This window comes from Robbsia andropogonis (assembly GCF_000970345.1).
In the GTDB taxonomy this organism is placed as follows: Bacteria; Pseudomonadota; Gammaproteobacteria; order Burkholderiales; family Burkholderiaceae; genus Robbsia; species Robbsia andropogonis.
The window spans coordinates 243001-266504 of the sequence record NZ_LAQU01000001.1 but is presented as its reverse complement, the minus strand read 5'-3'; the positions used below and the strand labels follow the sequence as shown (position 1 = coordinate 266504).

Annotated in this window: 22 protein-coding genes and 1 pseudogene; 14 read left to right on the top strand and 9 right to left on the bottom strand. The window is 62.6% G+C overall.

Features of this window, described 5'->3' with window-relative positions:
• The first annotated feature begins 9 nt into the window (after positions 1-9).
• The 5 genes and pseudogenes from WM40_RS31025 to WM40_RS01215 all read left to right on the top strand — a co-directional run bounded on the left by WM40_RS31025 (position 10) and on the right by WM40_RS01215 (position 5083).
• Positions 10-1173 carry a methyltransferase domain-containing protein gene (locus WM40_RS31025; RefSeq protein ID WP_051504282.1) on the top strand — a complete coding sequence of 388 codons (1164 nt, stop codon included), beginning with the start codon at positions 10-12 and terminating at the stop codon, positions 1171-1173.
• A gap of 598 nt (positions 1174-1771) precedes the next feature.
• A complete protein-coding gene (locus WM40_RS01230) occupies positions 1772-2044 on the top strand; it encodes a cytochrome c oxidase subunit II transmembrane domain-containing protein (protein WP_157685656.1) in 273 nt (90 codons plus the stop codon).
• A 64-nt stretch (positions 2045-2108) separates the two neighbouring features.
• Positions 2109-3176, top strand: a pseudogene (locus WM40_RS01225) (COX15/CtaA family protein); the annotation flags it as partial.
• Positions 3177-3421: 245 nt separating this feature from the next.
• Positions 3422-4333 (top strand): heme o synthase, encoded by a 912-nt coding sequence (gene cyoE, locus WM40_RS01220; protein ID WP_024902495.1) that lies wholly within the window; start codon positions 3422-3424, stop codon positions 4331-4333.
• A 15-nt stretch (positions 4334-4348) separates the two neighbouring features.
• Positions 4349-5083 (top strand): SCO family protein, encoded by a 735-nt coding sequence (locus WM40_RS01215; RefSeq protein ID WP_024902496.1) that lies wholly within the window; start codon positions 4349-4351, stop codon positions 5081-5083.
• Between the two features lie 25 nt (positions 5084-5108).
• Here the strand turns inward: WM40_RS01215 and rpoH are convergent, their stop codons facing one another.
• On the bottom strand, positions 5109-6017 hold the full coding sequence (gene rpoH, locus WM40_RS01210) for an RNA polymerase sigma factor RpoH (RefSeq protein WP_024902497.1): 909 nt from the start codon (positions 6015-6017) through the stop codon (positions 5109-5111).
• 469 nt (positions 6018-6486) lie between these two features.
• Here rpoH and WM40_RS01205 point away from each other — a divergent pair, with 469 nt between their 5' ends.
• A complete protein-coding gene (locus WM40_RS01205; protein ID WP_024902498.1) occupies positions 6487-7056 on the top strand; it encodes an acyloxyacyl hydrolase in 570 nt (189 codons plus the stop codon).
• A gap of 87 nt (positions 7057-7143) precedes the next feature.
• On the opposite strand, the gene ybiB is transcribed toward WM40_RS01205, so the two are convergent.
• On the bottom strand, positions 7144-8229 hold the full coding sequence (ybiB, locus tag WM40_RS01200) for a DNA-binding protein YbiB (RefSeq protein WP_024902499.1): 1086 nt from the start codon (positions 8227-8229) through the stop codon (positions 7144-7146).
• Between the two features lie 203 nt (positions 8230-8432).
• Between ybiB and WM40_RS01195 the strand changes: the two genes are divergently transcribed.
• Positions 8433-9131 (top strand): fumarylacetoacetate hydrolase family protein, encoded by a 699-nt coding sequence (locus tag WM40_RS01195; RefSeq protein ID WP_046151899.1) that lies wholly within the window; start codon positions 8433-8435, stop codon positions 9129-9131.
• An 84-nt stretch (positions 9132-9215) separates the two neighbouring features.
• Here WM40_RS01195 and ftsY read toward each other — a convergent pair whose 3' ends face one another.
• Positions 9216-10661, bottom strand: coding sequence for a signal recognition particle-docking protein FtsY (gene ftsY, locus WM40_RS01190; RefSeq protein ID WP_046151898.1), 1446 nt, complete (start codon positions 10659-10661; stop codon positions 9216-9218).
• 56 nt (positions 10662-10717) lie between these two features.
• Here ftsY and WM40_RS01185 point away from each other — a divergent pair, with 56 nt between their 5' ends.
• The 4 genes from WM40_RS01185 to WM40_RS01170 all read left to right on the top strand — a co-directional run bounded on the left by WM40_RS01185 (position 10718) and on the right by WM40_RS01170 (position 14425).
• Entirely contained in the window at positions 10718-12241 is a 1524-nt protein-coding gene (locus tag WM40_RS01185; protein WP_052738105.1) for a M16 family metallopeptidase, read from the top strand.
• Complete coding sequence (locus tag WM40_RS29825) at positions 12238-13074, top strand: M16 family metallopeptidase (protein WP_046151897.1); 837 nt, start codon at positions 12238-12240, stop codon at positions 13072-13074. The genes WM40_RS01185 and WM40_RS29825 overlap by 4 nt, the downstream gene beginning before the upstream one ends.
• Positions 13071-13619: a M16 family metallopeptidase gene (locus WM40_RS01175; protein WP_046151896.1), complete on the top strand. Its 549-nt coding sequence runs from the start codon at positions 13071-13073 to the stop codon at positions 13617-13619. Before WM40_RS29825 ends, WM40_RS01175 begins: the two co-directional genes overlap by 4 nt.
• A gap of 62 nt (positions 13620-13681) precedes the next feature.
• Positions 13682-14425 carry a nitroreductase gene (locus WM40_RS01170; protein ID WP_082102380.1) on the top strand — a complete coding sequence of 248 codons (744 nt, stop codon included), beginning with the start codon at positions 13682-13684 and terminating at the stop codon, positions 14423-14425.
• On the opposite strand, the gene WM40_RS01165 is transcribed toward WM40_RS01170, so the two are convergent.
• Positions 14409-15635, bottom strand: coding sequence for a thiolase family protein (locus tag WM40_RS01165; RefSeq protein WP_046152008.1), 1227 nt, complete (start codon positions 15633-15635; stop codon positions 14409-14411). The genes WM40_RS01170 and WM40_RS01165 overlap by 17 nt on opposite strands.
• Positions 15636-15696: 61 nt before the next feature.
• A complete protein-coding gene (locus WM40_RS31020; protein WP_046152007.1) occupies positions 15697-17409 on the bottom strand; it encodes an AMP-binding protein in 1713 nt (570 codons plus the stop codon).
• 134 nt (positions 17410-17543) lie between these two features.
• Between WM40_RS31020 and rsmD the strand changes: the two genes are divergently transcribed.
• The 3 genes from rsmD (at position 17544) to WM40_RS01145 (ending at position 19731) form a co-directional block, all read left to right on the top strand.
• Positions 17544-18269, top strand: a complete 726-nt coding sequence (gene rsmD, locus WM40_RS01155) for a 16S rRNA (guanine(966)-N(2))-methyltransferase RsmD (RefSeq protein ID WP_024902507.1) — start codon at positions 17544-17546, stop codon at positions 18267-18269.
• Between the two features lie 57 nt (positions 18270-18326).
• Positions 18327-18821 carry a pantetheine-phosphate adenylyltransferase gene (gene coaD / locus WM40_RS01150; RefSeq protein ID WP_024902508.1) on the top strand — a complete coding sequence of 165 codons (495 nt, stop codon included), beginning with the start codon at positions 18327-18329 and terminating at the stop codon, positions 18819-18821.
• A 625-nt stretch (positions 18822-19446) separates the two neighbouring features.
• A complete protein-coding gene (locus tag WM40_RS01145) occupies positions 19447-19731 on the top strand; it encodes a YfhL family 4Fe-4S dicluster ferredoxin (protein WP_024902509.1) in 285 nt (94 codons plus the stop codon).
• Positions 19732-19756: 25 nt separating this feature from the next.
• Here WM40_RS01145 and WM40_RS01140 read toward each other — a convergent pair whose 3' ends face one another.
• The 4 genes from WM40_RS01140 to WM40_RS01125 form a co-directional block, all read right to left on the bottom strand.
• The gene (locus WM40_RS01140) at positions 19757-20527 is read right to left on the bottom strand and encodes a hypothetical protein (protein ID WP_046151895.1); all 771 of its coding nucleotides are present in this window, start codon (positions 20525-20527) and stop codon (positions 19757-19759) included.
• A 282-nt stretch (positions 20528-20809) separates the two neighbouring features.
• Complete coding sequence (gene pth, locus WM40_RS01135) at positions 20810-21391, bottom strand: aminoacyl-tRNA hydrolase (protein WP_046152006.1); 582 nt, start codon at positions 21389-21391, stop codon at positions 20810-20812.
• Between the two features lie 213 nt (positions 21392-21604).
• Positions 21605-22225 (bottom strand): 50S ribosomal protein L25/general stress protein Ctc, encoded by a 621-nt coding sequence (locus WM40_RS01130; protein ID WP_024902512.1) that lies wholly within the window; start codon positions 22223-22225, stop codon positions 21605-21607.
• Positions 22226-22369: 144 nt separating this feature from the next.
• Positions 22370-23335, bottom strand: a complete 966-nt coding sequence (locus WM40_RS01125; protein WP_036008383.1) for a ribose-phosphate pyrophosphokinase — start codon at positions 23333-23335, stop codon at positions 22370-22372.
• Between the last annotated feature and the right edge of the window lie 169 nt (positions 23336-23504).

The following is a 23504-nucleotide window of genomic DNA, read 5'->3' as shown; positions in this document are numbered from 1 at the left end:
ACATCAGCCATGCCCGCGCATTCTACGGTGTTGACCAGCGTGCGCCGCGGGTTTGAACGGCGTGCGGCGTCGTTTGGCGAGTTCAGCTTTCTGCCTCGGGAAATCGCGTCCCGGATGCACGAACGTCTGGACTATATCAAGGTGTCCCCGTTACGTATCCTGGACGCCGGTTGTGGCCTTGGGAGTGATCTGGCTGCATTGATGCAGCGCTATCCCATGGCGCAGGCGGTGGGCGTGGATCTTGCGCATGGCATGCTCGCGCGGGTCCCGGAGACGCTCGACGGCGCGCAGGCCGACAGCGCCGGGTGGAAGCGCAAACTGTCGCGGAATCTGCCCGCGCCACTGCGTCGCGCGATGGGAGAGAAAGCGGCGTGGCGCGTTCAAGCCGACTTTACCGACCTTCCGATCGCGGCTGGCAGCATCGATCTGATTTGGTCGAATCTCGCGCTGCAATGGCACCCGGCGCCCGATCAGGTGTTTCCGTCGTGGCAACGTGCGCTGGCCGTGGGGGGGCTGTTGATGTTCTCCACAGTCGGGCCGGATACACTCGCCGAAGTTCGGGATGCCTGGTACGACGCGTACACCGCGCTGTACCCAATGCCTGTCGTGCCCGCCACATCGACGAGCGCGCGGCAGGGTGCGGCGGCGTCCGCGTTGCCTTGGACAGCCCCTGCGTCAACGGAATCACCAGCCGCGTCGGACATGCCCCGTGCGCCGGTACGCGATTTCGTCGATATGCACGATTTTGGCGACATGCTCATCGCCAGCGGTTTCGCCGAGCCGGTGATGGATATGGAGCGGCTGACGATCACCTATCGCGAGCCCGCCGCATTGCTCCGCGACGTCAAGGGATGGGGACCGTGGGTGCGGGGCGTCGGTGCGCAGGGCGCGATGTCCGGGCCAGTGGAGTTCGCGTCCGTCGGTGCCGCGAACGGGCAAACCATGGCGACTCGATCATCTGGGTTGATGGGGCGCCGGTTCTACCAGGCCTGGCTCGAAGCACTGGATGCGCGGCGCGACGCCAATCGAGTGATTCCGTTGACGTTCGAAATCGTCTACGGCCATGCGTGGAAGGCCGCACCGAAGCAGACCGCTGATGGCCGCGCGATCGTGCGGATCGATGAAATCGGGGGACGACAGGGGCGGCAACGCTTGCGCCGCGACCCCGGCTGATGGAAGCGCCTGGTGCGCGCCGCAGCGCGCGCGGGATGAGGCCGCACGGCAGGGCAGGAGGCGAGTGTGGCGTCGCCGTCGCGCGCACGCTGCACTGCCGCATTGCAGTAGGGCATGCGCCCGCGTGAGATATCGAACAGCGTCGCAAAATGACATCGTTGCTGCCGCCGCATTGTATTGTTTTGGGCGGTGCGGCATTTGGTCGCGAAAGATGAGGGGAGACCCTGAATAAAAACCGGTCCGCGTTAAAACGGGGTGGACTAACGATGAAATAGCGGCAAAACCCCGGAAAATTCGGCCAAGTTCCGCTTACCTTCATGATCGATGCGGGCGGATGTGTCTGACATTTCGGCGCCTGCGGAGCAGGGTGGCCACGTACCCGGGCGCGTGCTCGGTTGCTGCCGTGGTGGGGCGGCGCCTATAATGCGGCGCTTGGTCGCATGACGCCGACCATGCGCTGGATCGCCATTTTCGGAGAAGTTCGTACCGGAGGGACGGCGGGCACATCCTGATTCAGTATGGTGTTGCGCCGACGCTGGTGTGAAAGTGACCGCGCCACATTTGGCGCGCCTGGTCCGGTCCCCGGTGGGAGGTAATGATGGCCGCATTTGACTTCGCGCAGTGGTTGCATGCGCTTTTAGACATTCATGTCGCGCTGATGGTGTTCTGCTTGCTGGTGTTCGCGGGCGTATTCGTCGCGATGCTTTATTCCATCCTCCGGCTTCGCCGCATTCGCGGTCGTAGCGAGGATGGCACCAATTTCCATGGCAGCATGACCGTTGAAGTGGTCTGGCTCGTTGTGCCGTTTCTCATCATCATCGGCATGGCCATTCCGGCGACGCGGCTGGTGTTTTCGCTATCCGCCGGCTGATCCATGCGTGGCGTAGCGGGACGATCTTCCCGTTACGCTGTCGCCGTGGAGACCCTTTAAGACGATGATTTCTCTCGCTCATTTCATCCAGCTTGCCGCCATCGGACTGTGCGTCGCGCTATTGCCGTTGTCATATGTCCTGGTCAAGGGTGACAAGGCGAAGTTCCGCAAGTTGCTCTGGGTCACCACGTTCCTGACGCTGGACCTTGTGATGTTCGGCGGCTTCACGCGGTTGACCGATTCCGGCCTGGGTTGCCCGGACTGGCCGGGCTGCTACGGTACCGCCTCGCCATTCAGCGCCGGTCACGCCATTCATCAGGCCGCCACGGCAATGCCGACGGGACCGGTGACGATGACAAAAGCATGGATCGAAATGATCCATCGCTACATCGGCATGGCTTTGGGCGTGCTGATCATCACACAAGGCATCATCGTGTTCGCGCGCCGGAAGACACTGGGTATCTCGCTTCGCTGGCCCTTAGGACTTCTCGGACTTGTCTTGGTGCAAGGGGCATTTGGTGCGTGGACCGTTACGCTGAAGCTGCAGCCGGTCATTGTCACAACCCATCTGTTGCTGGCCTTGACGCTGCTTGGCGCGCTGGGATGGTTTGCCGCCTCGCAAACGCCGCAGCCCGCGTTCGATCCAGGTATACGCCGCTGGCGGTTTGCCGTATGGGCCGGCTTGTTGCTGCTGGCGGTGCAGATTGCGCTGGGTGGCTGGGTCAGCACCAATTACGCGGTCCTGGCCTGCACGGATTTCCCCTTGTGCAACGGTCAGTGGGTCCCGCCGATGGACTTTCACCAAGGTTTCCACTTGTGGCGTCAGTTGGGGATGGGGGCGGATGGCGAGATGATCACGCAGGCCGCATTGGTGGCGATTCACTGGACGCACCGGGTGTTCGCGATTGTCGTGGTGGCCTATCTGTCATGGCTCGGATGGATGCTGAAGCGCTCGCCGGCCCTGCGGCAACCGGCGCGTTTGCTCGTCGCGCTCGCGATCGTCCAGTTCCTCACCGGGATGTCGAACATCGTGCTGAAGTGGCCGTTGCCGATCGCGGTGGCGCATAACGGCGGTGCCGCCATCATGTTGCTGACCCTCGTCATGTTAAACTACCGCGTGTCGGCCGCACGCTGGCGTTCCGTGGAAAACGCCGGTTCAGGCGTGGATTCCGATACCGGTGTACCTGCCGGATCGACGCCGCCTGCGCGTGGTGCGCCGCACCCGGCCGTCCTTTCGAATCACGCGGCGCCAGTGGGATCCGCACCGCTCTCTTCGACGCCTACGCAAAAAGCGGCGGCTTTTTCAACGGATTCCGCGTCGTCCGCCGTATCGGGCAGGGGCGCCGATAATGGCGCCACGCCCGCACCGATCAAGTGATGGATAGCACAACTCTTTCCTCCGTGCCGCGCAGTCGCGCCGCGCAGTACTATGCACTGACCAAGCCGCGCGTTACGCAATTGGCGGTGTTCTGCGCCATCATCGGCATGTTTCTGTCGACGCGTGGCATGGTGTCCTGGCGCGTGCTGATTGGTGGCACCGTGGGCATCTGGATGACCGCGGGCGCCGCGTTCGCGGTCAACTGCCTGGTCGAGCAAAAGGTCGACGCGATGATGCGCCGGACCGCCTGGCGTCCCTCTGCCAACGGCCAACTCGACAGCCGCCGCATTCTGGCGTTTTCAGCGGTGTTGGGCGGAGTGGGTATGTGGGTGCTGTATCGATTCACGAATCCGCTGACGATGTGGTTGACCGTGGTCACCTTTGTTGGCTACGCGATCGTCTACACATTGATCTTGAAGCCGTCGACACCGCAAAACATCGTGATTGGCGGCGCGTCGGGGGCGATGCCGCCCGCGCTAGGGTGGGCCGCCGCGACGGGTGCGGTGCCCGCGGAAGCCTGGCTGCTGGTGCTGATCATCTTCATCTGGACGCCCCCCCACTTCTGGGCGCTGGCGCTCTATCGCCGCAAGGACTATCTGAGTTCCGGATTGCCGATGTTGCCAAATACACATGGCGAGGCACTGACACGGTTGCATATCCTGCTGTACACGATCGCGCTGTTCGCCGTCACGCTGATGCCTTTCGCGGCGCGGATGAGCGGCTATCTGTACTTGGTGAGCGCCATCGTCCTGGGCGGCGTCTTCATGCGCTATTCATGGCAGATCTGGCGCCACTATTCCGATGCGCTGGCGCGTCGGGCGTTCCGTTTCTCGATTGTCTACCTGTCTTTGCTGTTTGCGGCGTTGCTCGTCGATCACTACGCGCAGATGCTGTACGGCGTGTTTGCCTGAGCGCACTCCGGGGTCATGACTTCCTCCAACCGGCACGCCCCATGCCACGCGGCCTTACCAGCGTCCGCCGGCCGTCGCCGTGCGCTTTTGTGCATTGGTGCGGCTGGCGCGTCACGCCCCCTTTGCCTGTCGCCGCTCGGCTTGATGAGCGCGGCCCTCGGCGGCTGCGGTAAACGCGGTGCGGATTTCGCCAATCTGGATATCACGGGCAGTCGTGATTTCGATCCGCGTTTCTCTCTTGCTGATTCCCACGGCACCTTGCGCACGATTGCTGACTGGCATGGCAAGGTGGTGGTGCTGTTGTTCGGCTATGCGCAATGTCCAGATGTCTGTCCGACGTCGTTGGCCGAGCTGGCGCGTGCCAAGGAGCGCCTGGGGGCCGATGGAAATCGCCTGCAAGTCGTTTTTCTCACCGTCGATCCCGACCGCGACACGCCGGCTATATTGACGGAATATGTGCGGGCATTCGATGCTGGTTTTGTTGCACTCAGGCCGGAGACCGATGCAGCCGTCCAGCAGTTGGCAAAGCAATTTCACATCTATGTGGCAAAGACGCCCGCAACATCTGCAGCCGGCGCTTCCATGTCACAGCCGGGCGCAGGGCACTACGGCATTGCCCATACGGCAGCCAGTTTCGTGTTTGACCCTGAAGGTCGCCTGAGGCTATATGCAAAGGATGGGGAGGGCGTGGACCGGTGGGTCCACGATGCCCGTCTTCTACTAGCACCGGAGCGCACCGGCGCCGCGTAGGGCGCCGCGGCCGCGGCGCGTGGGATCAGGCGAACGCGTTCAATGCGCCACGCATCTTCTTCATGGCGCTGGCTTCGATCTGGCGAATACGCTCCGCCGAGACGCCGAATTCATCGGCCAGCTCATGCAGGGTCGCACCGCCGCTACCGTCATCCTCGACGTTCAGCCAGCGCGCCTGGATGATTCGGCGGCTGCGCTGGTCGAGCGACTCCAAAGCCGTGCTCAAACCATCCGATTGTAGGCGATCGAACTGACGGGTTTCCAATACTTCGCTGGGCTCGGCCCGCGAATCCGACAGGTAAGCGATGGGCGCATAAGATTCTTCGCCGTCTTCCACCTGGCCTTCGAGGGCGATGTCACCGCCGGACAGCCTACGCTCCATCTCGGCCACGTCTTCACGCTTGACGGACAATTCCTTTGCCAGGCCATCGATCTCGGCCGGTGAGAAGGCCTGAGCGCCCTGTTTGTGGCTGCGCAGATTGAAGAACAACTTTCGTTGCGCCTTCGTGGTTGCAACCTTCACCAGGCGCCAATTGCGCAGGATGTATTCATGGATCTCGGCCTTGATCCAGTGCATTGCATACGATACGAGTCGCACGTTCTGCTCCGGATCGAAGCGCTTCACCGCTTTCATCAAGCCGATATTGCCTTCCTGGATCAGGTCGGCATGCGGCAGGCCATAGCCCAGATAATGCCGCGCAATCGATACAACCAGCCGCAAGTGCGATAGAACGAGTTGCCGTGCCGATTCCAGGTCCTGATGTTCACGGAAATCGCGGGCAAACCGGGTCTCTTCCGCCTGCGTCAGCAGGGGAATCCGGTTTACTGCTTGTATATAAGCGTCGATATTGCCGATGTGCCCGGTCAGCAACGACTTCGGCGCCAGCGCCAGCGCGCCGCCGCGCACTGCCGCGCTTGAAAGGGTAGGGGACATGGCTTCGCTCACGTGAAATCCTCGGTTAGCTTGTCAGAAAAATAGCCGAACAGCAGCATCATGACAGAGAGATATTAGCACTCAATGCTGCCGAGTGCTAATAGCCAATTGGACAAAACCCTGAACGAAAAGTTCAAAAACTATCAGGTATGCTTCACCGATAGGGTAACGTCTATGGTACGCCTCCGCGCCGGTCCGCGTCTAGTGCGCAGCGTGTACTACTTACCGGGGATTTGTCTCTAAATCTTACGGAAACCCTTCATTTTAGCCGTATCCCCGACGTTTCCGCAGCAAATCGCCAAAGTGCTTAGAATGAATTCAGCATGTGTCCCCGCGATCTTCATCCAAGGGCGGCAAGCTGTCAGACGTGATGCGCTGAACGTCTGGTCTAATGGTTTGAGTAATCAAACATATTAAAAAGAACGACTGCGGTCTTCATTACCGCGGAAGGTAGACGACGGAGCGGTAGATGCAAATTACAAAACGGATTTTCCGCAGCGCACTGATCGCGGGCGCTGCGGCAATCATGTATGGGCCGACCTTGGCTCACGCGGCGAGTACCTGGGGTGCGCAGTTTGCTTATGGCTTTGCCAACGATCATGAGGTGCACACGCAAAAATACGATCTAGGCCTTGTCTGGGATCCACATTTGACGTGGTGGCAGATCGGTGGCTGGAATTTTTCGGTCGTCGGTGAAGCCCATGCGGTGTACTGGGATGTGGGAAGCAGCGCCACCAAGACAATTGGTGAATTCGGCGCCACTCCGGTGTTGCGTTTCGAAAAGTCGTCAGGTGCGTGGCGTCCCTATGTGGAGGCGGGAGCAGGCGTGCGCATACTCACACATACCAGATTGTCGGATACATACACGATGTCCACCGCGTTCCAATTCGCCGATATGGTGGGCGTGGGGGTCAAATTCGGCAATCATCAGCAGTATCAACTGGGATACCGGTTTCAACATCTCTCGAACGCCAGTATCAAGAGCCCCAATCCGGGGATCGACTTTCACCAAGTCTACGTGCAATACAACTTCCAGTAGCGGAGCTGAAGGCCGACTTTTCGGTTGATGCGTTGGCCGAAGAGGCCGAGTTCGCGTGCCGCCGACGGCATGGTGGCGGCGCGTGAACTAGCGCCCGCCGTCGCTGGCAATCGCCACGATCTGCGTCACTTGTCGCGCGATGCCGGCCGGAATCCGCGTGGCGTCGGCCAGCGCCGCCGTAATCCATGCCGCCGTGGCATGTGCGTCCATCGCCTGCGCGGCGTCGGGCAATTGCAGCATTGCGGGATCGTCGGGCACGTCGTCGCTACGGCTGGAGGGCACCAGCACATCGGCAGCCCCCTCTTTCAGCCGATCGATCTGTACTTGACGCCGAACATCCGCCACGGCTTCTCCTTCCGTGCCGCGCGCCAGCAGGATATCGCCGCGTGCCAGCGACGGATGCGCCGCGAACAGGCCGGCCAGACTGTCGCGATAGGGGGGGTGCGTGTAGTTGACCAGGCGTATGCCATGCCTGCCCTCCGGATAGGCGAACACATCCAGCAATTTGACAAGGGTATGGGCGCTGTTACGTACGCCCATCGTCGCGCGCAGTTTCAGCAGCCGATCCAGCCCTGGCGACAGCACATCGATTGGCACGAAGACGGGTTTGCCTTCCCTTAACCGTTCCGTCGCATCGTCCGCCGACGCGACCGGGGGCAACCCCATTGCCGTGAAGATAGCCGCGCTCGTCACCCGGCCGGGGTCGTCGCGGACGCCGTGTACGACAACGGGAACGCCCCGCTGTGCCAACATCGCCGCCAGTAGCGGCACGAGGTTCGCCATCTTCCGGGCGCCGTTATAAGACGGGATCGATACCGGACGCAACCATCCAGTGGCGCGATGCGAGGCGGCTGTCTCCGCGACCGTTTCCACGCCATCGCACGGAAACGGGATCGCGTTGACGCGCGTTTGCGCGGCGGCGAGCATGCCGGCTAACTCGTCAGGCGTCTCCCCTTTGATGCGGTACGCCATCAACAGCGCACCCAGTGCCACATCATCGACGCGGCCATCCAGAATGGCGGTAAACAACGCCTCCGTGTCATCGCGGGACAGTGCCCGCGCGCCGCGGGCGCCGCGCCCGATTTCCTTGATCAGGTGCGCGCAGCGGAAGGCGCTTCCGTCCGGGGCGGAAGCGGGTGTGGCGGAGGCAGCGGCGGTAGGGGAGGATTGCATGTTCGATTTCGGTGAATAACGGCTGTCGCGAGTACTATAGCGCTTTCATCGGCCAGGCTTGCGGCGATGTCCCATGGAGGATGGTCACGGGACGATCTGCTCGCCCCCCTGGCAGTATGGCCGCCCGTGGCGGAGGTGGCCGCCGGTTGCTACATTCGTATTGCGATCCGATCGCTTTTTGAGATGTTCTTGGGAGACTTGTGATGGCCTATGTTATCGAACCCCCGGTCCAGGCAGCCGTTCCGGTGGCGGGCACCGATGCCGACTTTCCGGTACGCCGGATCTATTGCGTAGGCCGCAACTACGCAGCACACGCGCGTGAAATGGGACATGACCCGGACCGCGAACCACCGTTCTTTTTCGGTAAGCCGTCCGACGCGGTGGTCTACGTCGCGCCAGGCACCGAAGGCGTTTTCCCCTATCCAACGAAGTCCGATGACGTGCATTTCGAATTGGAACTGGCGGCGGCCATCGGCAAGGGTGGAAAAAATATCCCGGCCGCCCAGGCATTGGATCATGTCTATGGCTATGCGCTAAGTCTGGACATGACACGTCGGGATTTACAGACCGTGTCCAAGAAGTTGGGGCGCCCTTGGGAAACAGCAAAGGGCTTCGATCATTCGGCACCCATTGGTCCGATCCATCGCGTCGCCGATATCGGTCATCCTTCGAAGGGTGCGATTTTCCTGGAGGTCAACGGTGACGAGCGTCAGCGCGGCGACCTGTCCGACATGATCTGGTCGGTGGCCGAGACGATCGAATACCTGTCTGGCCTGTTCGAGTTGTTCCCCGGCGACCTGATCCTCACCGGCACGCCGGAAGGCGTCGGCAAGATCGTGCGCGGCGATGTGATGCACGGGGTGATCGACGGCGTGGGGGAGTTTACCGTCAAGGTGGTCTGAGCGCGGCGGCTGGTGGTTGCGGTTGGATCGCGTCAGCACGGGATCGGCGCGGCGTGATGCCGCGCGTTGCCCGGTAGAGGACAGTCAGCCAAGTAACGCGTCGGCGAATTCCACGGCCGAGAACGGCTGTAAATCGTCGACTGATTCGCCAACGCCGATGAAGTAGACCGGTACCGGGCGTTGCCGGGCGATGGCAGCCAGGATGCCGCCCTTCGCGGTGCCATCGAGCTTGGTCACGATCAGGCCGGTCAATCCCAGCGCGTCGTCGAATGCCTTCACCTGGGCCAAGCCGTTCTGTCCCGTATTAGCATCCAGTACCAGCAGCACCTCGTGTGGTGCGCCGTCCATCGCCTTTGCCGTCACGCGCTTGATCTTGCGCAGTTCGTCCATCAAGTGCAACTGGGTTGGCAGCCGGCCCGCGGTGTCGGCCATCACGATGTCGATCTTGCGTGCTCGCGCGGCGTTGACGGCATCGAAAATAACGGCGGCAGGGTCGCCACCGGCTTGCTCGATGACGGTGACATTGTTGCGCTGGCCCCAGACCACCAATTGCTCACGTGCCGCCGCGCGGAACGTATCGCCCGCTGCCAACAGCACGGATTGTCCGTAGTGCTGTAGATGTTTGGCCAGTTTGCCGATGCTGGTGGTCTTGCCCGCGCCGTTCACCCCTGCAATCATCATCACCATCGGCTGTTCCCGGCCAAGGGTAATGGTGCGTTCCAGGGGCTTGAGCAGATCCACCAGCAAGTCGCGCAATGCCGCCTTGACTTGCGTGCCGTCTGTCAATCGGTCGTTGCGGACTTTTTGACGGAGGCCGTTGATCAGGAACTGCGTGGCTTCTACGCCGGCGTCGGAGAGCAGCAGGGCGTCTTCCAGTTCCTCGAAAAGCGCCTCATCGACCTTGACACCGACAAACAGCGTGGTCAGATTCGAGGACGTGCGCGACAGGCCGCCTCGCAGACGCCGCATCCACGATTGTTTCGCCGCCGGTTCCGGCACTGGTGGCGGTACGATTTCAAAGGCGTCGGCTGCTGGTGCAGGCGCGCGTGCGCGGGTTGCCGCCGGTGCGGCCATGCCGTCGGTTGGCGCTACAGCCGATCCACCGATCGGCGTGGGAGCGGCCGGAGGCCGGCTGGCAATCGAGGAAGACGAAGTCGCCGGCGTCGAGGGGGCGGCCGGCGCAGGTTCCGCAACGGGGGCGGGGGCACCGAACGGCACCGGTGCCGCGGGCGGTGTCACTGTCGATGCCGCGTCGGCGACCTGGGTGGGCTGCGTTATCGGTGCCGTGGAAGGCGCCCCCGCGGGTGCGATTGACGTACTGTCGTGAGGTTGCGCCGGTCCGATGGCAGGCGCCTGCTGCGCTGGAGACGGCGCGACGGGGGGGCGATCGTGTGCCGATGGCGACCGTTGCGCATCGGGCACGGCGGGAGCAGGCTGCGTTGGCGCCAGTGGCGGCGTATCATCGCGCTTCTGTTCCGCGTTATCCTTGCTGTCCTGCGAGCGGCCGAAGCGTTTGAAAAAACTGAACATTTGTGAAATCCGGAAAGCAACGCGCGAGCGCCCAGTATTCTAACAGAGAGGTAACGATGGATCTTGACGCAGCACTGGCCGAACTCGCCGTGACGCCCGTCGCCGCGGATGCGCCGCTGTCCGTGCATCGTCTGGACAATGGTCTGACGGTTTACGTGCTGGAAGATCACCGTGCGCCGGTCGTGGCGCATTCGCTGTGGTATCGCGCCGGTTCCATCGATGAGACCAGCGGGGTCACGGGCGTCGCCCATGTCCTCGAACATATGATGTTCAATGGCACGAACCGATATGGGCCTGGTGAATACGACAAGCAGATGCAGGCACTCGGCGCGTATGCCAATGCGCTGACGTGGACGGACTATACCGCTTATACGGTGGAAGCGCCTGCTCGACATCTCGGCGCTATCATGTCCTTGGAGGCCGAGCGGATGTCGCGTCTGGCAATCGACGATGCCGAGTTCGCCCGCGAAATCCGCGTGATCATGGAGGAACGTCGGCAAAGCACGGACGACGATCCCAGTGGCTTATTGTTCGAGCAATTGTACGCAACCGCATTCCATGCGTCGCCGCAGCGCTGGCCGATCATCGGTTGGATGAGTGATCTGGAGTCGATGACCGCCGACGATGCGCGTGCGTGGTATCGGCAGTGGTATCGGCCTGACAATGCGGTGCTGGTGATCGCCGGGGACGTCGCGCCCGATCAGGTCTTGGCCCTGGCGCGGGACCATTACGGCGACATTCCGTCGGACACCGGCGCGCCCTTGCCCACGCGACGCGCGCAACACGAGCCGGAACAAGGTGGCACGCGTCGCGTGACCGTACGTGCGTACGTGCCCACGCCGCAGTTGGCGCTTGGTTTCAAGGCGCCTCGGCTGCATCGCGCGCAACCCGGAGGCACACCGGCTCAGGCGGCACTCGATGAGGATGTGTTTGCATTGGCGATCCTGGCCGAACTGCTGGATTGGGGGCGCGTGCTGGAGACGGCCTTGGTACGAAAGCGCCGTCTTGCCGACGAGGCGTGGGCTTCGTTCGACTATCTGATGCGCGCACCGGGATTGTTCACCATCGGCGCGGTCTGTGCCGCCGATGTCTCGCCCGCGCGCGTCGAGCGTGCGCTGTGCGACGCCGTGGCGGCGGTCGCGCGGGATGGTATCGACGAAGCGTCGCTACGGCGGGTCCGGATGCAAATGATGGCGTCGCGACTTTACCGCGCTGATTCCGTGTTCGAGCAGGCCGAGGAAGTGGGGCGCCTGGCGATGCTCGGTTTTGGCGACGATGCGCGTGTGATCGATGCGCGACTGGCGGCGGTCACCACGGCGCAAGTGCAGTCGGTGGCGCGGCGCTATTTCAGACCGGAAACCATGACCGTGGCGCTCCTTGTGCCCGCCAACGAGGATACCGGGGACGAGCCGGACGAGCATGTGGAAGTGATTGCGCCGACACATGCCGGGGGCGCTACCCAACACGCCGGAGCGGCGGCTGCGGCGCAATGCGATGGCGATGCCACTAACGGGGCGGCATCGCCGATCAGACAATCGGGTCAGGCGCTTGCCCGGACGGGCGGGAGGATGAGCGGGTGATTGAACAGTGGACCAGCGCGAGCGGCGTCGTGGTGTATTTCGTGCCGCGTCGCGAAGTGCCGATCGTGGATATCAACATCGACTTCGCTGCAGGCAGCGTATTCGACCCGCCGGGCAAATCCGGCCTTGCCGACCTGCTGGCAAGCGTGCTGTTGACCGGCCAGAAAGCCTACCGCGCGACAGGGCCATTCGTCGAGGAGACATTACCGGCGATGCGCGAGGAAGTCGCCGAGCATGCATTCGACATGATCGGCGCCAAGGTAGCGGCCGATGCACAGGCGGATCGTCTCTCGGTTGGATTGCGCGCGTTATCGCATCCGGTGCTGTTGCGGCGCGCGGTGACATTACTTACCGCTATGCTGGCCGTGCCGTCTTGGGCGGCACGGCCGATCGCCAGAGAGCGAGAGCGCTTGCTGGCCGCCGCCGAGGAGCAGTTGATCGATCCTGAGCAGTTGGCAAATTTGCGGCTGACGCAGGCGCTCTACGGCGACCACCCTTATGGAAGGTTGCCCGACGTCGCGAGTCTGGAGGATATTGAAACGGCCGACCTGCGTGCTTTTCATCGGCGCTATCTGACCCGTGAACGGGCGGTCATCACGGTCGTCGGCGATCTCTCGATGGACGACGCCCGCGCGATGGCCGAGCAACTGGGGGCGCGTTGCCGCCGGCCTTGCCGGAGGATGCGCCATGCGTCGCGCGGGACGGCGAACACGTCCGTAGCCGAGGTGCCGCGATCGATCCCCTGCTCAAGGATCTGCTCATCGCGCCAGGTCCGTCGGCACGGGCGGGCGCGCAATGGATCAATCACTCGGCCAGCCAGGCGCATCTGTTGATCGGTGCCTTGACACCGGGTATCGCGCACGCCGACTATTTTCCGCTGATGCTCGCGAACAGGATGTTTTCCTGGATGCTGAACGATATGGTTCGCGAGCGTCTCGGGTTGGCTTATGAGGTATCGAGTACCTTGTACGCGTCGCGCGTGGGCGAACATCGCATTGTCGTAAAAACGCGGGCGGACCAGGCGCGCCGCTGTGAGCAGGCGATTCGCGATACGCTGGTCGCGTTCGTCGGTGACGCGCTGACGGATCAGGCGATGTTGCAGGACTTGTATCTGCGCACGCGGACCGAGATGATCGAGGGGCGAGATCTAGCGCTGGATTCGAATGCAAAGCTGCTGCGACAGGCCGCCGATATCGGCTTCGATGGCCTGCCGTTGGATCGCATCCGGACGTGGGTCGATGCGGTACGGAACGTCACGTATGCGCAGGCGCGTGAGACCTTTGCCCGTTGGATCGACCCCGCACGACAGGCACGGGTCGTTGTCGGCGCTAGCGACGAAGTGACGCATGACAGCCGACCCGAGGCCGATGCCGTATGACCGAACGTCGCGTGATGCAGACAGCCGTGGCATTCGAAACATCGGATAGCCTGTCGACCGGAATGCGCGCCATTTCTACGCCCGAGACGCATGACAGTCGGACGCCGTGCGATCTGTCGGCCGCGGATGGTGCGTTTGCCATCGATGCCGATCATCCTTTGGTCACGCGCCGATCGACGCGGCAGTTCCTGTCGACGCCACTGCCTGACGGCATGCTGGCGCATCTGCTGCGTGTGGCGCGTCAAGCGCCGAGCGGCGCGAACTTGCAGCCAGGCGAGATCATCCACGTACGCGGCGCGGCGCGCGCGAGGCTCAGTGCCGCGCTGTGCGAGGCGCATCGTGCGGGGCGACAGGAGGTGGAGGACTATCGGTACTTCCCGAATCCGATGCCGCATACGCTGCGACGCAGGCAAGTGGCGGCGGCGCAGGCACTGTATCAGGCCCTGGGTGTCGCGCGGGACGACAGTGATGGCCGTGCCAAGCAGTTCACGCTGAATTTTCAGTTCTTCGATGCGCCGGTAGCCTTGCTGGTGACGATCGATTCGAGATTGGGCGCGGGCGGTTACATGGACCTGGGCATGATGCTGCACGGCTTGATGGTTGCCGCGCAGGCCGAGGGCCTCGGCAGTTGCGCGATTGGGGCAATGGCGCATTTTCCGCGCGTGATCCGCGCGTCGCTTGGCCTGACCGATAGTCGGCACGTGGTGTGCGGCATGGCGCTGGGGTATCGCGACCCGGCGGCGCCGGTGAATGCATGCCGGACCGCCCGCATGCCGCTCGCTGACTTTTTTACCGAGATTGGCTGAGAGGCGCCGCCTGCGTCGCATCCTTGTGTAGGGCGACGAGGGCTGCCGCGCCCAGCCCACCCGCGCCTGCGATCGCCGCCAGTCCAAGGTCTCCGTCCTTGCCGGTGTGATGGAGATCCGCCAACACCCGTACCAGGGCGATCGCACCCGATGCGCCAATCGGATGACCGCGTGCGATGCCGCCGCCGCGACGGTTCAATTGCAGCGGATCGACACCCAACTGCTCGGCAAAGGCGAATGCTTGCGAGGCGAACGCGTCGTGCAGCTCGATCGTATGGAGTGCGCAAGCCGATAGCGCGTGACGCGTCAGAAGCGCGTGCGCGGCGTGGCCCGCGGCGAGCATCGGCTGTTCCGGCGCGCCGCCTAGCGAGATGCCGCCGCGCCATACCAGGCGTGGCAGCGTGGTAGGCGCAAGCCGATCGGCGCGTGTCAATACGACGAATGCCGCGCCGTCCGCGCGGGGCGACACCGCGATGCGGCTTTGCGCGTACACCGCATCCGCAGGCGTCAAGGCAACGGGTCGTCCGTCCGCCCGCATCGCCAGGGGCATGCGGGCGGCATGATTCGTGCCGAGGATACGCGGATAAAGGTCGGCCTCGACCTCGGCGACAGCGACGATTTCTTCGTCATTCAGGTCGGCGTGGGCGACCGCGCGCGCATGCATCGCGACGGCGTATCGGTCCTGATCGGCGCGCGTCCATTGTCGCGATCGTGCATACTCGGCCGCCGCCGCGAATAAATCCGGATCGCGCGCCGGATCAGGTGCGAAGGCGGGGCGATCGTAAGGTATGGGACGATCGTCGGCTTTCGCGGGGCCGAGAGGGCGGTGCGCGCGGATCGGCGCACGGCTCCATGCCTCCACCCCGCCCGCGATGACGATCGATGCGGTGCCGGCCGCGATCAGGCTGGCGCCGATCGTCACGGCATCGAGGCCGGCACAGCACTGGCTGTCGATCGAGAGGGCGGCGCACCGGTCCGGCAAACCCGCGGCGAGCGCCACCATGCGCGCCGGATTGCCGTTGGCGGCCAAGGCGTTACCGGCAATCACCGCGTCCACTTGCGCGCCGTCGATTCCTGCTCGTGCGAGCGCCGCGCGAAGGACCGGTGCACCGAGTGCATCCGGGGTCAATCGCGAAAAGGCGCCATTCACGGGGACGACCGCGCTGCGTGCCCATCCCGCGATCACGACCGAAGTATCATGTGCCATCATCAAGTATCGTTCCGTGCAAGGGGCCGCTGGCGCATCGGTGAAAGATTCGTCCATGCCTTGTCTAGAGCGGTCGCAGCGTCGCGTGGCCTGTATCGCGCGCGCAGGCCGTCTCCAGTAGCGCCGCCACGGCTGGGTGATCGGTTTTGCCGCTGGTCGTGCTGGGCCAGTGGGTCTCGGCGTCGAAAACAAAAAACCGGCGGGGGGTCTTGTACGGTTCGAGCCGCGCCCGGCACCAATGGAAGAGTTCCGTGAGTGCCGGACGCTTGTCCGATTCCGCCGGCATGTCGCGCCACCGTATGGCCGCCACCAGTGCACGTCCTCGAATCGGGTCGTGGACCCCATGCACCGACGCTTCCTCGATCCACGGGTGCGCCCGCAGCACGCTCTCGATCTCTTCCGGGAAGAGGTTTTTCCCTTGCGTCACCAGCATCCGTTTCGCCCGGCCGATCAGACAAAGGCGACCCGCCTTGTCGAGATAGCCGACGTCGCGGACAGACAGCCAGTCGCCTTTCCCGGCGTCGCGCTCCCGGATGGCGGCGGTCTCATCCGCTGCGCCGTCGGCATTGGCGTAGACATAGTCGTTGAAGAGCATCGGACTACGCACGAAGATAAGACCCGCACGATCCAATCGCTCCGATCGCGCGTCGGGATCGATATCCTCGGCGGGACGCAAGGCATGCACTGCATCCGTCGCGTTGGTGGACGCCGCATGGTCAAAGCGATCGGTGCCATCGATCTCCGCATGTGACACTTCCGCGTCGTCGCCGGGCGTGGCGTCCAGAGGCTGGATACGCACTTCGACATTGTCGAACGGTCGTCCAACCACTGCGTCGGGCAAGTGCTCGTCGGCATCGGTCCAGGCGACAAAGCTCGTTTCCGACGCGCCATAGAATTCGACAATGCGCGCGTTCGGAAAGCACGCCCGCAGTGCCGGTGTGCGTTCGCGCATCCAGCGCGCGCCGCTTATCATGACGAGCGTGACACCGGTTAGCGGTGCAAGTGTGCGTCGCGCCGTAAGGTCGAGCATCACCGCCAACTGACTTGGCACCGCCACCACGCAGTGTTCGCCGCTGCGTAGCGTCTCGAACGCCCGCGCCGCGGAAAATCGTTGTTGCAATACCACTCCGGCACCGGTCCACAGGCCTTGCAAGGCACCGAACAGAAACAAGGAGTGAGAGAGGCGTCCGGGGCAGAATACACGCGACTGCGCGCCGGGCCCGAACGCGGCGATCGCCGTGCGCAGGCTTTCCGTCCACGACAGGTGATGTCGGCGAAACCCCTTAGGCAGACCGGTGCTGCCGGACGTGAAGCCGACGTAGAAAGGTGTCAAGCCACCGGGTGCAGGGGGCGCGGCCGGCGTGTCTGCGAGGGCATTGCCCAGGCCTGACCTGACGGTATCGGGCCAGTCGTCGTCGGCCACGACGGCCGCGCGGCCGCTATGGATGATTGCCAGAAAGTCGCGCAAGCGCGCGATCGGATCGTCATGACGACCTGACAGGGTTGCGGAGGCGAGGTCGCCAGGATATCCGGCCTTCCGCCGCGTCGGTGCCGCGGCATGTCCGGCGTCGTCCGTCGTGGGGGCGTCATGCCATAGCGTCGCGTCGAGCCATACATGCCACGGAGCGTCGATATCGCGCAGGTAGGCGGCACGTGCCTCGACAGCGCGATGCAAAGCGGCAAAGCTTAACTGCCGGGTGCCATCGTCCAGCGCAATGCGGTTGGGAAACTGATCGGCCCAATAGGCCAGCGGCGCATCCAGCGTGGCGAAGTGCATCGGTGTGACCAATCTCGCGTGACGGGAAGTTGCCCATTATAGGGAAATCGGCTGCGGGAATCGTGCGGCGGGAGCGGCCCTTGCGACGTCGAACCTGCGATAATCGCGTTTTGCTTTCACCGGAATTTCCCGTCATGCCTCGTTCGTCCTCTTTTGGCGCCACGCCGTCACGTGCTGGCAGCCCCGCCTCCAAAGTCGGCGGCGCTGCGGTGACGCGGCCTCGCGGCGTTGCACAGCAGGTACGGATCATCGGCGGCATGTGGAAGCGCACGCCGCTGGCGGTGATCGATGCCGAGGGGCTGCGGCCGACACCCGATCGGGTGCGGGAGACCCTTTTCAACTGGCTGGGGCAGGACCTGAACGGTTGGCGTTGTATTGATGTTTTCGCCGGCAGCGGGGCGCTCGGTTTCGAGGCCGCGTCGCGCGGCGCGGCGCAGGTACGGTTGATCGAGCGGCATCCTCGCGTGGCCGCGCAACTGCGCGCCGTGAAGGATAAGCTGGAAGCCCGTGGCGTCGAGGTGCTGGAGGCCGATGGCGCACGCCTGCTGTCGAGCATGGCGCCGGGCAGTGCCGACCTGGTATTTCTCGATCCGCCTTTCGACAGCGGTGCATTGCCGTCCGCGCTGCTCGCCGCGTCGCGCGTTTGTGCGCCGCAAGGTTTGATTTACGTGGAGGCGCCTGTGCCGCTGGCACCGTTGCCTGTGAAGAAAAAAGGGCCGGCCTCGTTGACGCTCGATCCGGAAAGCCCGCTGGCACGTGCATGGGCCGGTTTGATGCAGGAAGAGGGCTGGGAAGTCTCGCGTCAAGGCGTCGCGGGTGCGGTACATTATCACTTACTGCAGCGCAACACGACGACCTGACGGGCGCTGCATCACCAGCATAGGAGCGGCCCTGCGAGCCGACGCGGAGAAGAGACAATGATCATTGCGGTATATCCCGGCACCTTCGACCCCTTTACGCGGGGGCATGAGGATCTCGTGCGACGCGCGTCGTCGATGTTCGACGAACTGGTCGTAGGGGTGGCGGCCAGCAAGCGCAAGGGGCCGTTCTTCTCGCTCGAAGAGCGCTTGGAGATTGCGCGGGACGTGCTTGGGCACTACCCGAACGTGCGGGTGGAAAGCTTTTCCGGCTTGTTAAAGGATTTCGTGCGCGAGGTGAATGGACGTATCATTGTCCGGGGCTTGCGCGCGGTTTCGGATTTCGAATACGAATTCCAGCTTGCAGGCATGAATCGGCATCTGCTGCCGGACGTCGAGACGATGTTCATGACGCCTTCCGAGCAATATCAATTCATCTCGGGCAACATGGTCCGGGAAGTTGCCTTGCTCAGCGGGGATGTCAGCAAGTTCGTGTTTCCCTCGGTCGAGGCGCGGCTTAAAGAGAAGGTCGCACGGACCGATATGGGAAGCTGAGCGGTGAACCGTGGCATCGGCGGGCGCAGCGCGCGCCCGCCGATGGCATCATTGCCTTGTGCTGTTTGACATAATGGTTTCGACGCGCCTGGGATGCGTGGTATCAGCGGCCTGTTGCAATATGGCCACTGCTGTTTCCAGCGTATGTCGATGGTAATCGGTCGGAGATTTTCTGACGGCGGCTGTCGACGTGACGGAAATCTGGCTTCATCCCACGTTCCGGTGGGCATCGTATCCATGGTTCATGACATTTAATATGTAGTCCTATTGAATAACAATGTTTATTGTTTGTAAGATTGTGTTTTTCAATTGATGAAGCAGTGCCCTTCGATGGGGATACCTATGTTCATGCTTCGTCCGCGCCGTCAGCGTTGACGTTTCAACAGGCATTGCTATTAGGTATCGCGAGAATCGCCTGGGGTTTCCTCGCAATGCAGACTAGTGCCATCGAGCGCGGCGGCGCTTGAACCCTATTCGGGCGTGCATTCGCCTGACCCGCGACGCGACTTTCCCCGGCATTCGACCATTCGGCGTTAAAATGCAAGCGCCTGACTTGTTCCGACGTCGCGGTTTCGTAGGCGACACACGATAAGTTATTGTATTTTTACGTGTTTATGGTTTCGATATGGCGCTGATCATCACCGACGAATGCATCAACTGTGATGTCTGCGAACCCGCATGCCCGAACCATGCAATCAGCATGGGCATCGAGATCTATGAGATCGACCCGGACAAATGCACCGAGTGCGTCGGGCACTTCGACGAGCCGCAGTGCCAGATGCTTTGCCCGGTCGAATGCATTCCGCTTGACCCGAACCACACCGAAACGCGATCGATGCTGCTTGTCAAGTACGCGCGGCTAACAGGGCGCGACGTACCTGCTGAGGACGGTGCGCCAGCGGCCACCTAACGGCGAACCGGCCGTTGCGCCGACATTATCCGACGGAAATCTTATCCAGTAACGCTGCCGGCTCGCCTTCAGGCGTATCCGACATCGCTGGCCGGCTTTCCGATGTATCCGATACGATCGATGGCTGTGCCGGCAAGTCGCATAACGATTTGTCCTCGCGCGCTGGCGTCAACAAGTATTCCGACGGGTTGGATGCCCAGCGCGAAGGTATATCCGGCAACGCAGGTGCCGACACTCGCAGTGGCGCGTCGCTTCCCAACGAAGCCAACGGATTCACCGTGTTTTGCAGCGAAAGCATGTCGGTCATCGACAGTGAGCGATCAGGGGCGGACATCGCCAGCGTCGTCAGACTGGCCGCGATGACTGCAGGGGGACTGCAAGTGGCATCGCGTGCCCACCCCTGCATCAGGTTGCTCGACAGGACGCTTTTGGCGGTCCATCCCAACGCCCTGCCGAGATAGCCATCCCCTCCTGCGACACGGATCTGATCGGCGACCAGTCCTGGGAAGCTTTCCTGCCTGACAAACGCCCAACCTAGCTCACCGGACAGTTCCGTCAGCGCGGTCTGCAGGTAGGGGCCGACGAAGGCCGCGCTTTGTCCCAGCATCCCCGATTGCGTGACAACGGCATGCAGGTGCGCCGGCGCGTGTGCATCCAGCGTCTCTTTTGACAGATAGCCCCAGGTAACAAAGGAACAGACGCCATTTAAACGGTCTGAGGCGTGAAGCGCGCTGCTCGCGGCGATTTCCGTCGCTGCACTTATTATCGTACCGAATCCAGGCAGTGTCGCATCCATAGCTACTCTCCAGGTTGACCGAGCCGCCCTGCTTGCACGCAGGCCAAGGCGGCAGGGTGTGATGAAACTCGTTACCTGGTGACGCTAATACGGATTAGCCGTTGCCACGCCGTGCCTTTCGGATTGCGGGGGAGATGTACGTATTCTTTCGCCGGGCTTCGCGGCAAATGGACTCCCTGCGGCGCAATAAGCGCTTTTAGGCAGACCGCCGAACGCGGCCGCGCTTTTTGTATGATGCGGACCTCGATCGAGCGGCAGGCTGTGTCCGTGCTGCCCGCTGCTTTATTGTCGATGCAATGCCATCATCGCTTTTTCCTGCTGTCCCTGCACGAAGGTAGGCAGGACGGCGCGACAGCGGTCGATGGATGCATCGATCTCGGCCTGTTCCTCACGGCGCGGCGGCTTCAGGACGAAGTTCGCGACATCGGGCTTGCCAGCGGACCCGGGCACCAGATCGCGCGGATGCCCGATGCCGATCCGCAGGCGCCAGTAGTCCTGCGTGCCAAGTTTCGCGCTGATGTCCTTCAGCCCGTTGTGACCGCCACTCCCGCCACCGCGCTTGAACCGCGCGATGCCGGGTGCCAGGTCCAGCTCATCGTGTACCACGAGAATCTCGTCGGGCAAGATCTTGTAGAACCGCGCCAGGCTACCCACCGATTGACCGGAAAGATTCATGAACGTAAGTGGTTCGATCAGCCAGACCTCGTCGCCATGGAGACGGGCGCGCGCCACCAACGCATTGAAACGGGGTTCGACACGTAATGTCGCACCGGCCTCGCGGGCCAACTGGTCGATCAACCAAAAACCGGCGTTATGCCGCGTGTCTTCGTATTCCGGACCGGGATTGCCCAGTCCGGCAATCATGCGGATGGCAGCCACCACGCTCTCCTGAAAATAAAAAAACCCGCCAGCGTGATGCCTGGTGGGTTCTGTCATACCGGCTCCGCCCCTATGATAGCGGCGGAATCGGTGAAGGGGGAGGGACGCCGGCATCGTGTCCGGCAGGGCCGCGCGAGCGCCCTGGCAACAACGGTACGATACCGCTCGACCAGGCAAGACACCTGGCCGATGTCGAGATTACGACGCTGCCGCTTCGCCGCCTTCGGTGGCGCTGCTGTCGTCGCCAGACTGCGCCGCTGCCGGCAACGTCGCCGTGACGATGACCGGGTTTTCCGCCGCGAATGCCGGCGACAATTGCACGCCGTTCGGCAGCTTCACGTCCTTCGCATGCAGCGACTGGCCCAGCACGAATGCCGCCATGTCGACCGTCACGAATTCCGGCAGGTTCTTCGGCAGCGTGACGATGTCGAGTTCGTAGTACACGTGCGAGATCACTGCACCGCTCAGCTTCACAGCCGGCGACGTTTCCTGATTCAGGTAATGCACCGGCACCTTCGTGTGCAGGACCTTCGATGCATCCACACGCATGAAGTCGACGTGCAGCACCATCGGCTTGAACGGATGGTATTGCACATCGCGCAGCAACACTTGCTGCGTGGCGCCATCGGCAACCTTCAAGTTCAGGATCGATGCGTGGAACGATTCCTTCTTCAACGCGTGGAACAGCGCGTTGTGATCCAGTTCGATCAGTTGCGGCTCGCCGACACCGTACACGATGCCCGGCGTCTTGCCAGCGCCGCGCAGGCGGCGGCTCGCACCCGTGCCCTGTACACTGCGCTCAAAAGCGATAACGTCCATCTTGTTTCTCCACAAACTGCCCGCGACCAGGCAGTGTAACGAATCCGTATCGGATTCTCGTCAAAAAACGACGCGACCCGCTTTGCAGCAAGGCCGCGCCGATTGGTCCCGCGTCGGCTTCGACCGGCGCGGAGCAATGGGGTATCAGGGCAGCAGGCCTTCGCCGTCCTGAAACAACGACAACACCGAATCACCCCGACGAATCCGTGAGAACGTCTCGGCTAGCAGGCCGGCGCTCGACAAGGCACGAATCTTCGTGCAGGAGCGCGATTCGTCGCTCAGCGGAATCGTGTCGGTCACCACGAGTTCGTCCAGCTGTGATGCGGCAATACGTGTGGCGGCACCGCCCGACAGCACCGGGTGCGTCGCATAGGCGAAGACCTTCAACGCGCCACGTTCCTTCAGTACTTCCGCGGCCTTGCACAACGTACCCGCCGTGTCGACCATGTCGTCCATGATCACGCAGTTCCGACCTTCGACATCGCCAATGATGTTCATCACCTCGGCGACGTTCGCCTTGGGACGACGCTTGTCGATGATGGCCAGTTCCGTGTTCAATTGCTTCGCCAGCGCCCGGGCGCGCACCACGCCACCGATATCGGGCGATACCACCAGCAAATTGTCGTTGTTGCGGCTGCGCAGGTCGTCGAGCAGGATCGGCGTCGCGTAGATATTGTCGACCGGAATATCGAAGAAACCCTGGATCTGGTCGGCATGCAGATCCATCGTGATGATCCGGTTCACGCCGGCAATCTGCAGCATGTTGGCCACGACCTTCGCCGAGATCGCTACCCGGGCCGAGCGTGGACGCCGGTCCTGACGCGCATATCCGAAATAGGGAATCGCGGCAGTGATCCGACCCGCCGATGCGCGACGCAGCGCATCGGTCATGATCATCAGTTCCATCAGCGTGTCGTTTGTCGGCGCGCAGGTGGACTGCAACACGAAGACGTCCTTGCCCCGGACATTTTCCTGGATCTCGACCGATATCTCACCATCGGAGAAGCGGCTGACCGTTGCCTTGCCCAACGGCAAGCCCATGATCTTGACGACTTCCGCGGCAAGGTGCGGGTTGGCATTGCCAGTGAAAACCATCAGGCCTTCGTTCATCGTTTTTTCACTCGGGGGGGCGGCTTTGAAGGAGGCAACACGGGCGGACAAGCGCTGATGCTGGATGCCTGCGCCACCCGAAAGGCTGACGTCTTGCTTTAGCTTCTTCATCGGACTGGCCGAAGATCAAACTGGGAGACTTATCGAGCAACGGGGCCATGTGGCCCCG

Excerpts from the sequence above, each read along its gene's own strand:
- rpoH (WP_024902497.1), bottom strand. The coding sequence starts at position 6,017 with ATGTCCCCTACCCTTTCAAGCGCGGCAGTGCGCGGCGGCGCGCTGGCG.
- pth (WP_046152006.1), bottom strand. The coding sequence starts at position 21,391 with ATGATTGCCGGACTGGGCAATCCCGGTCCGGAATACGAAGACACGCGG.
- coaD (WP_024902508.1), top strand. The coding sequence starts at position 18,327 with ATGATCATTGCGGTATATCCCGGCACCTTCGACCCCTTTACGCGGGGG.
- WM40_RS01230 (WP_157685656.1), top strand. The coding sequence starts at position 1,772 with ATGGCCGCATTTGACTTCGCGCAGTGGTTGCATGCGCTTTTAGACATT.
- WM40_RS01165 (WP_046152008.1), bottom strand. The coding sequence starts at position 15,635 with ATGATGGCACATGATACTTCGGTCGTGATCGCGGGATGGGCACGCAGC.
- WM40_RS01195 (WP_046151899.1), top strand. The coding sequence starts at position 8,433 with ATGGCCTATGTTATCGAACCCCCGGTCCAGGCAGCCGTTCCGGTGGCG.
- WM40_RS01140 (WP_046151895.1), bottom strand. The coding sequence starts at position 20,527 with ATGGATGCGACACTGCCTGGATTCGGTACGATAATAAGTGCAGCGACG.
- WM40_RS01205 (WP_024902498.1), top strand. The coding sequence starts at position 6,487 with ATGCAAATTACAAAACGGATTTTCCGCAGCGCACTGATCGCGGGCGCT.
- cyoE (WP_024902495.1), top strand. The coding sequence starts at position 3,422 with ATGGATAGCACAACTCTTTCCTCCGTGCCGCGCAGTCGCGCCGCGCAG.
- WM40_RS31025 (WP_051504282.1), top strand. The coding sequence starts at position 10 with ATGCCCGCGCATTCTACGGTGTTGACCAGCGTGCGCCGCGGGTTTGAA.
- rsmD (WP_024902507.1), top strand. The coding sequence starts at position 17,544 with ATGCCTCGTTCGTCCTCTTTTGGCGCCACGCCGTCACGTGCTGGCAGC.
- ybiB (WP_024902499.1), bottom strand. The coding sequence starts at position 8,229 with ATGCAATCCTCCCCTACCGCCGCTGCCTCCGCCACACCCGCTTCCGCC.
- WM40_RS01185 (WP_052738105.1), top strand. The coding sequence starts at position 10,718 with ATGGATCTTGACGCAGCACTGGCCGAACTCGCCGTGACGCCCGTCGCC.
- WM40_RS01130 (WP_024902512.1), bottom strand. The coding sequence starts at position 22,225 with ATGGACGTTATCGCTTTTGAGCGCAGTGTACAGGGCACGGGTGCGAGC.
- WM40_RS01125 (WP_036008383.1), bottom strand. The coding sequence starts at position 23,335 with ATGAACGAAGGCCTGATGGTTTTCACTGGCAATGCCAACCCGCACCTT.
- ftsY (WP_046151898.1), bottom strand. The coding sequence starts at position 10,661 with ATGTTCAGTTTTTTCAAACGCTTCGGCCGCTCGCAGGACAGCAAGGAT.
- WM40_RS01170 (WP_082102380.1), top strand. The coding sequence starts at position 13,682 with ATGCGCGCCATTTCTACGCCCGAGACGCATGACAGTCGGACGCCGTGC.
- WM40_RS01145 (WP_024902509.1), top strand. The coding sequence starts at position 19,447 with ATGGCGCTGATCATCACCGACGAATGCATCAACTGTGATGTCTGCGAA.
- WM40_RS31020 (WP_046152007.1), bottom strand. The coding sequence starts at position 17,409 with ATGCACTTCGCCACGCTGGATGCGCCGCTGGCCTATTGGGCCGATCAG.
- WM40_RS01215 (WP_024902496.1), top strand. The coding sequence starts at position 4,349 with ATGACTTCCTCCAACCGGCACGCCCCATGCCACGCGGCCTTACCAGCG.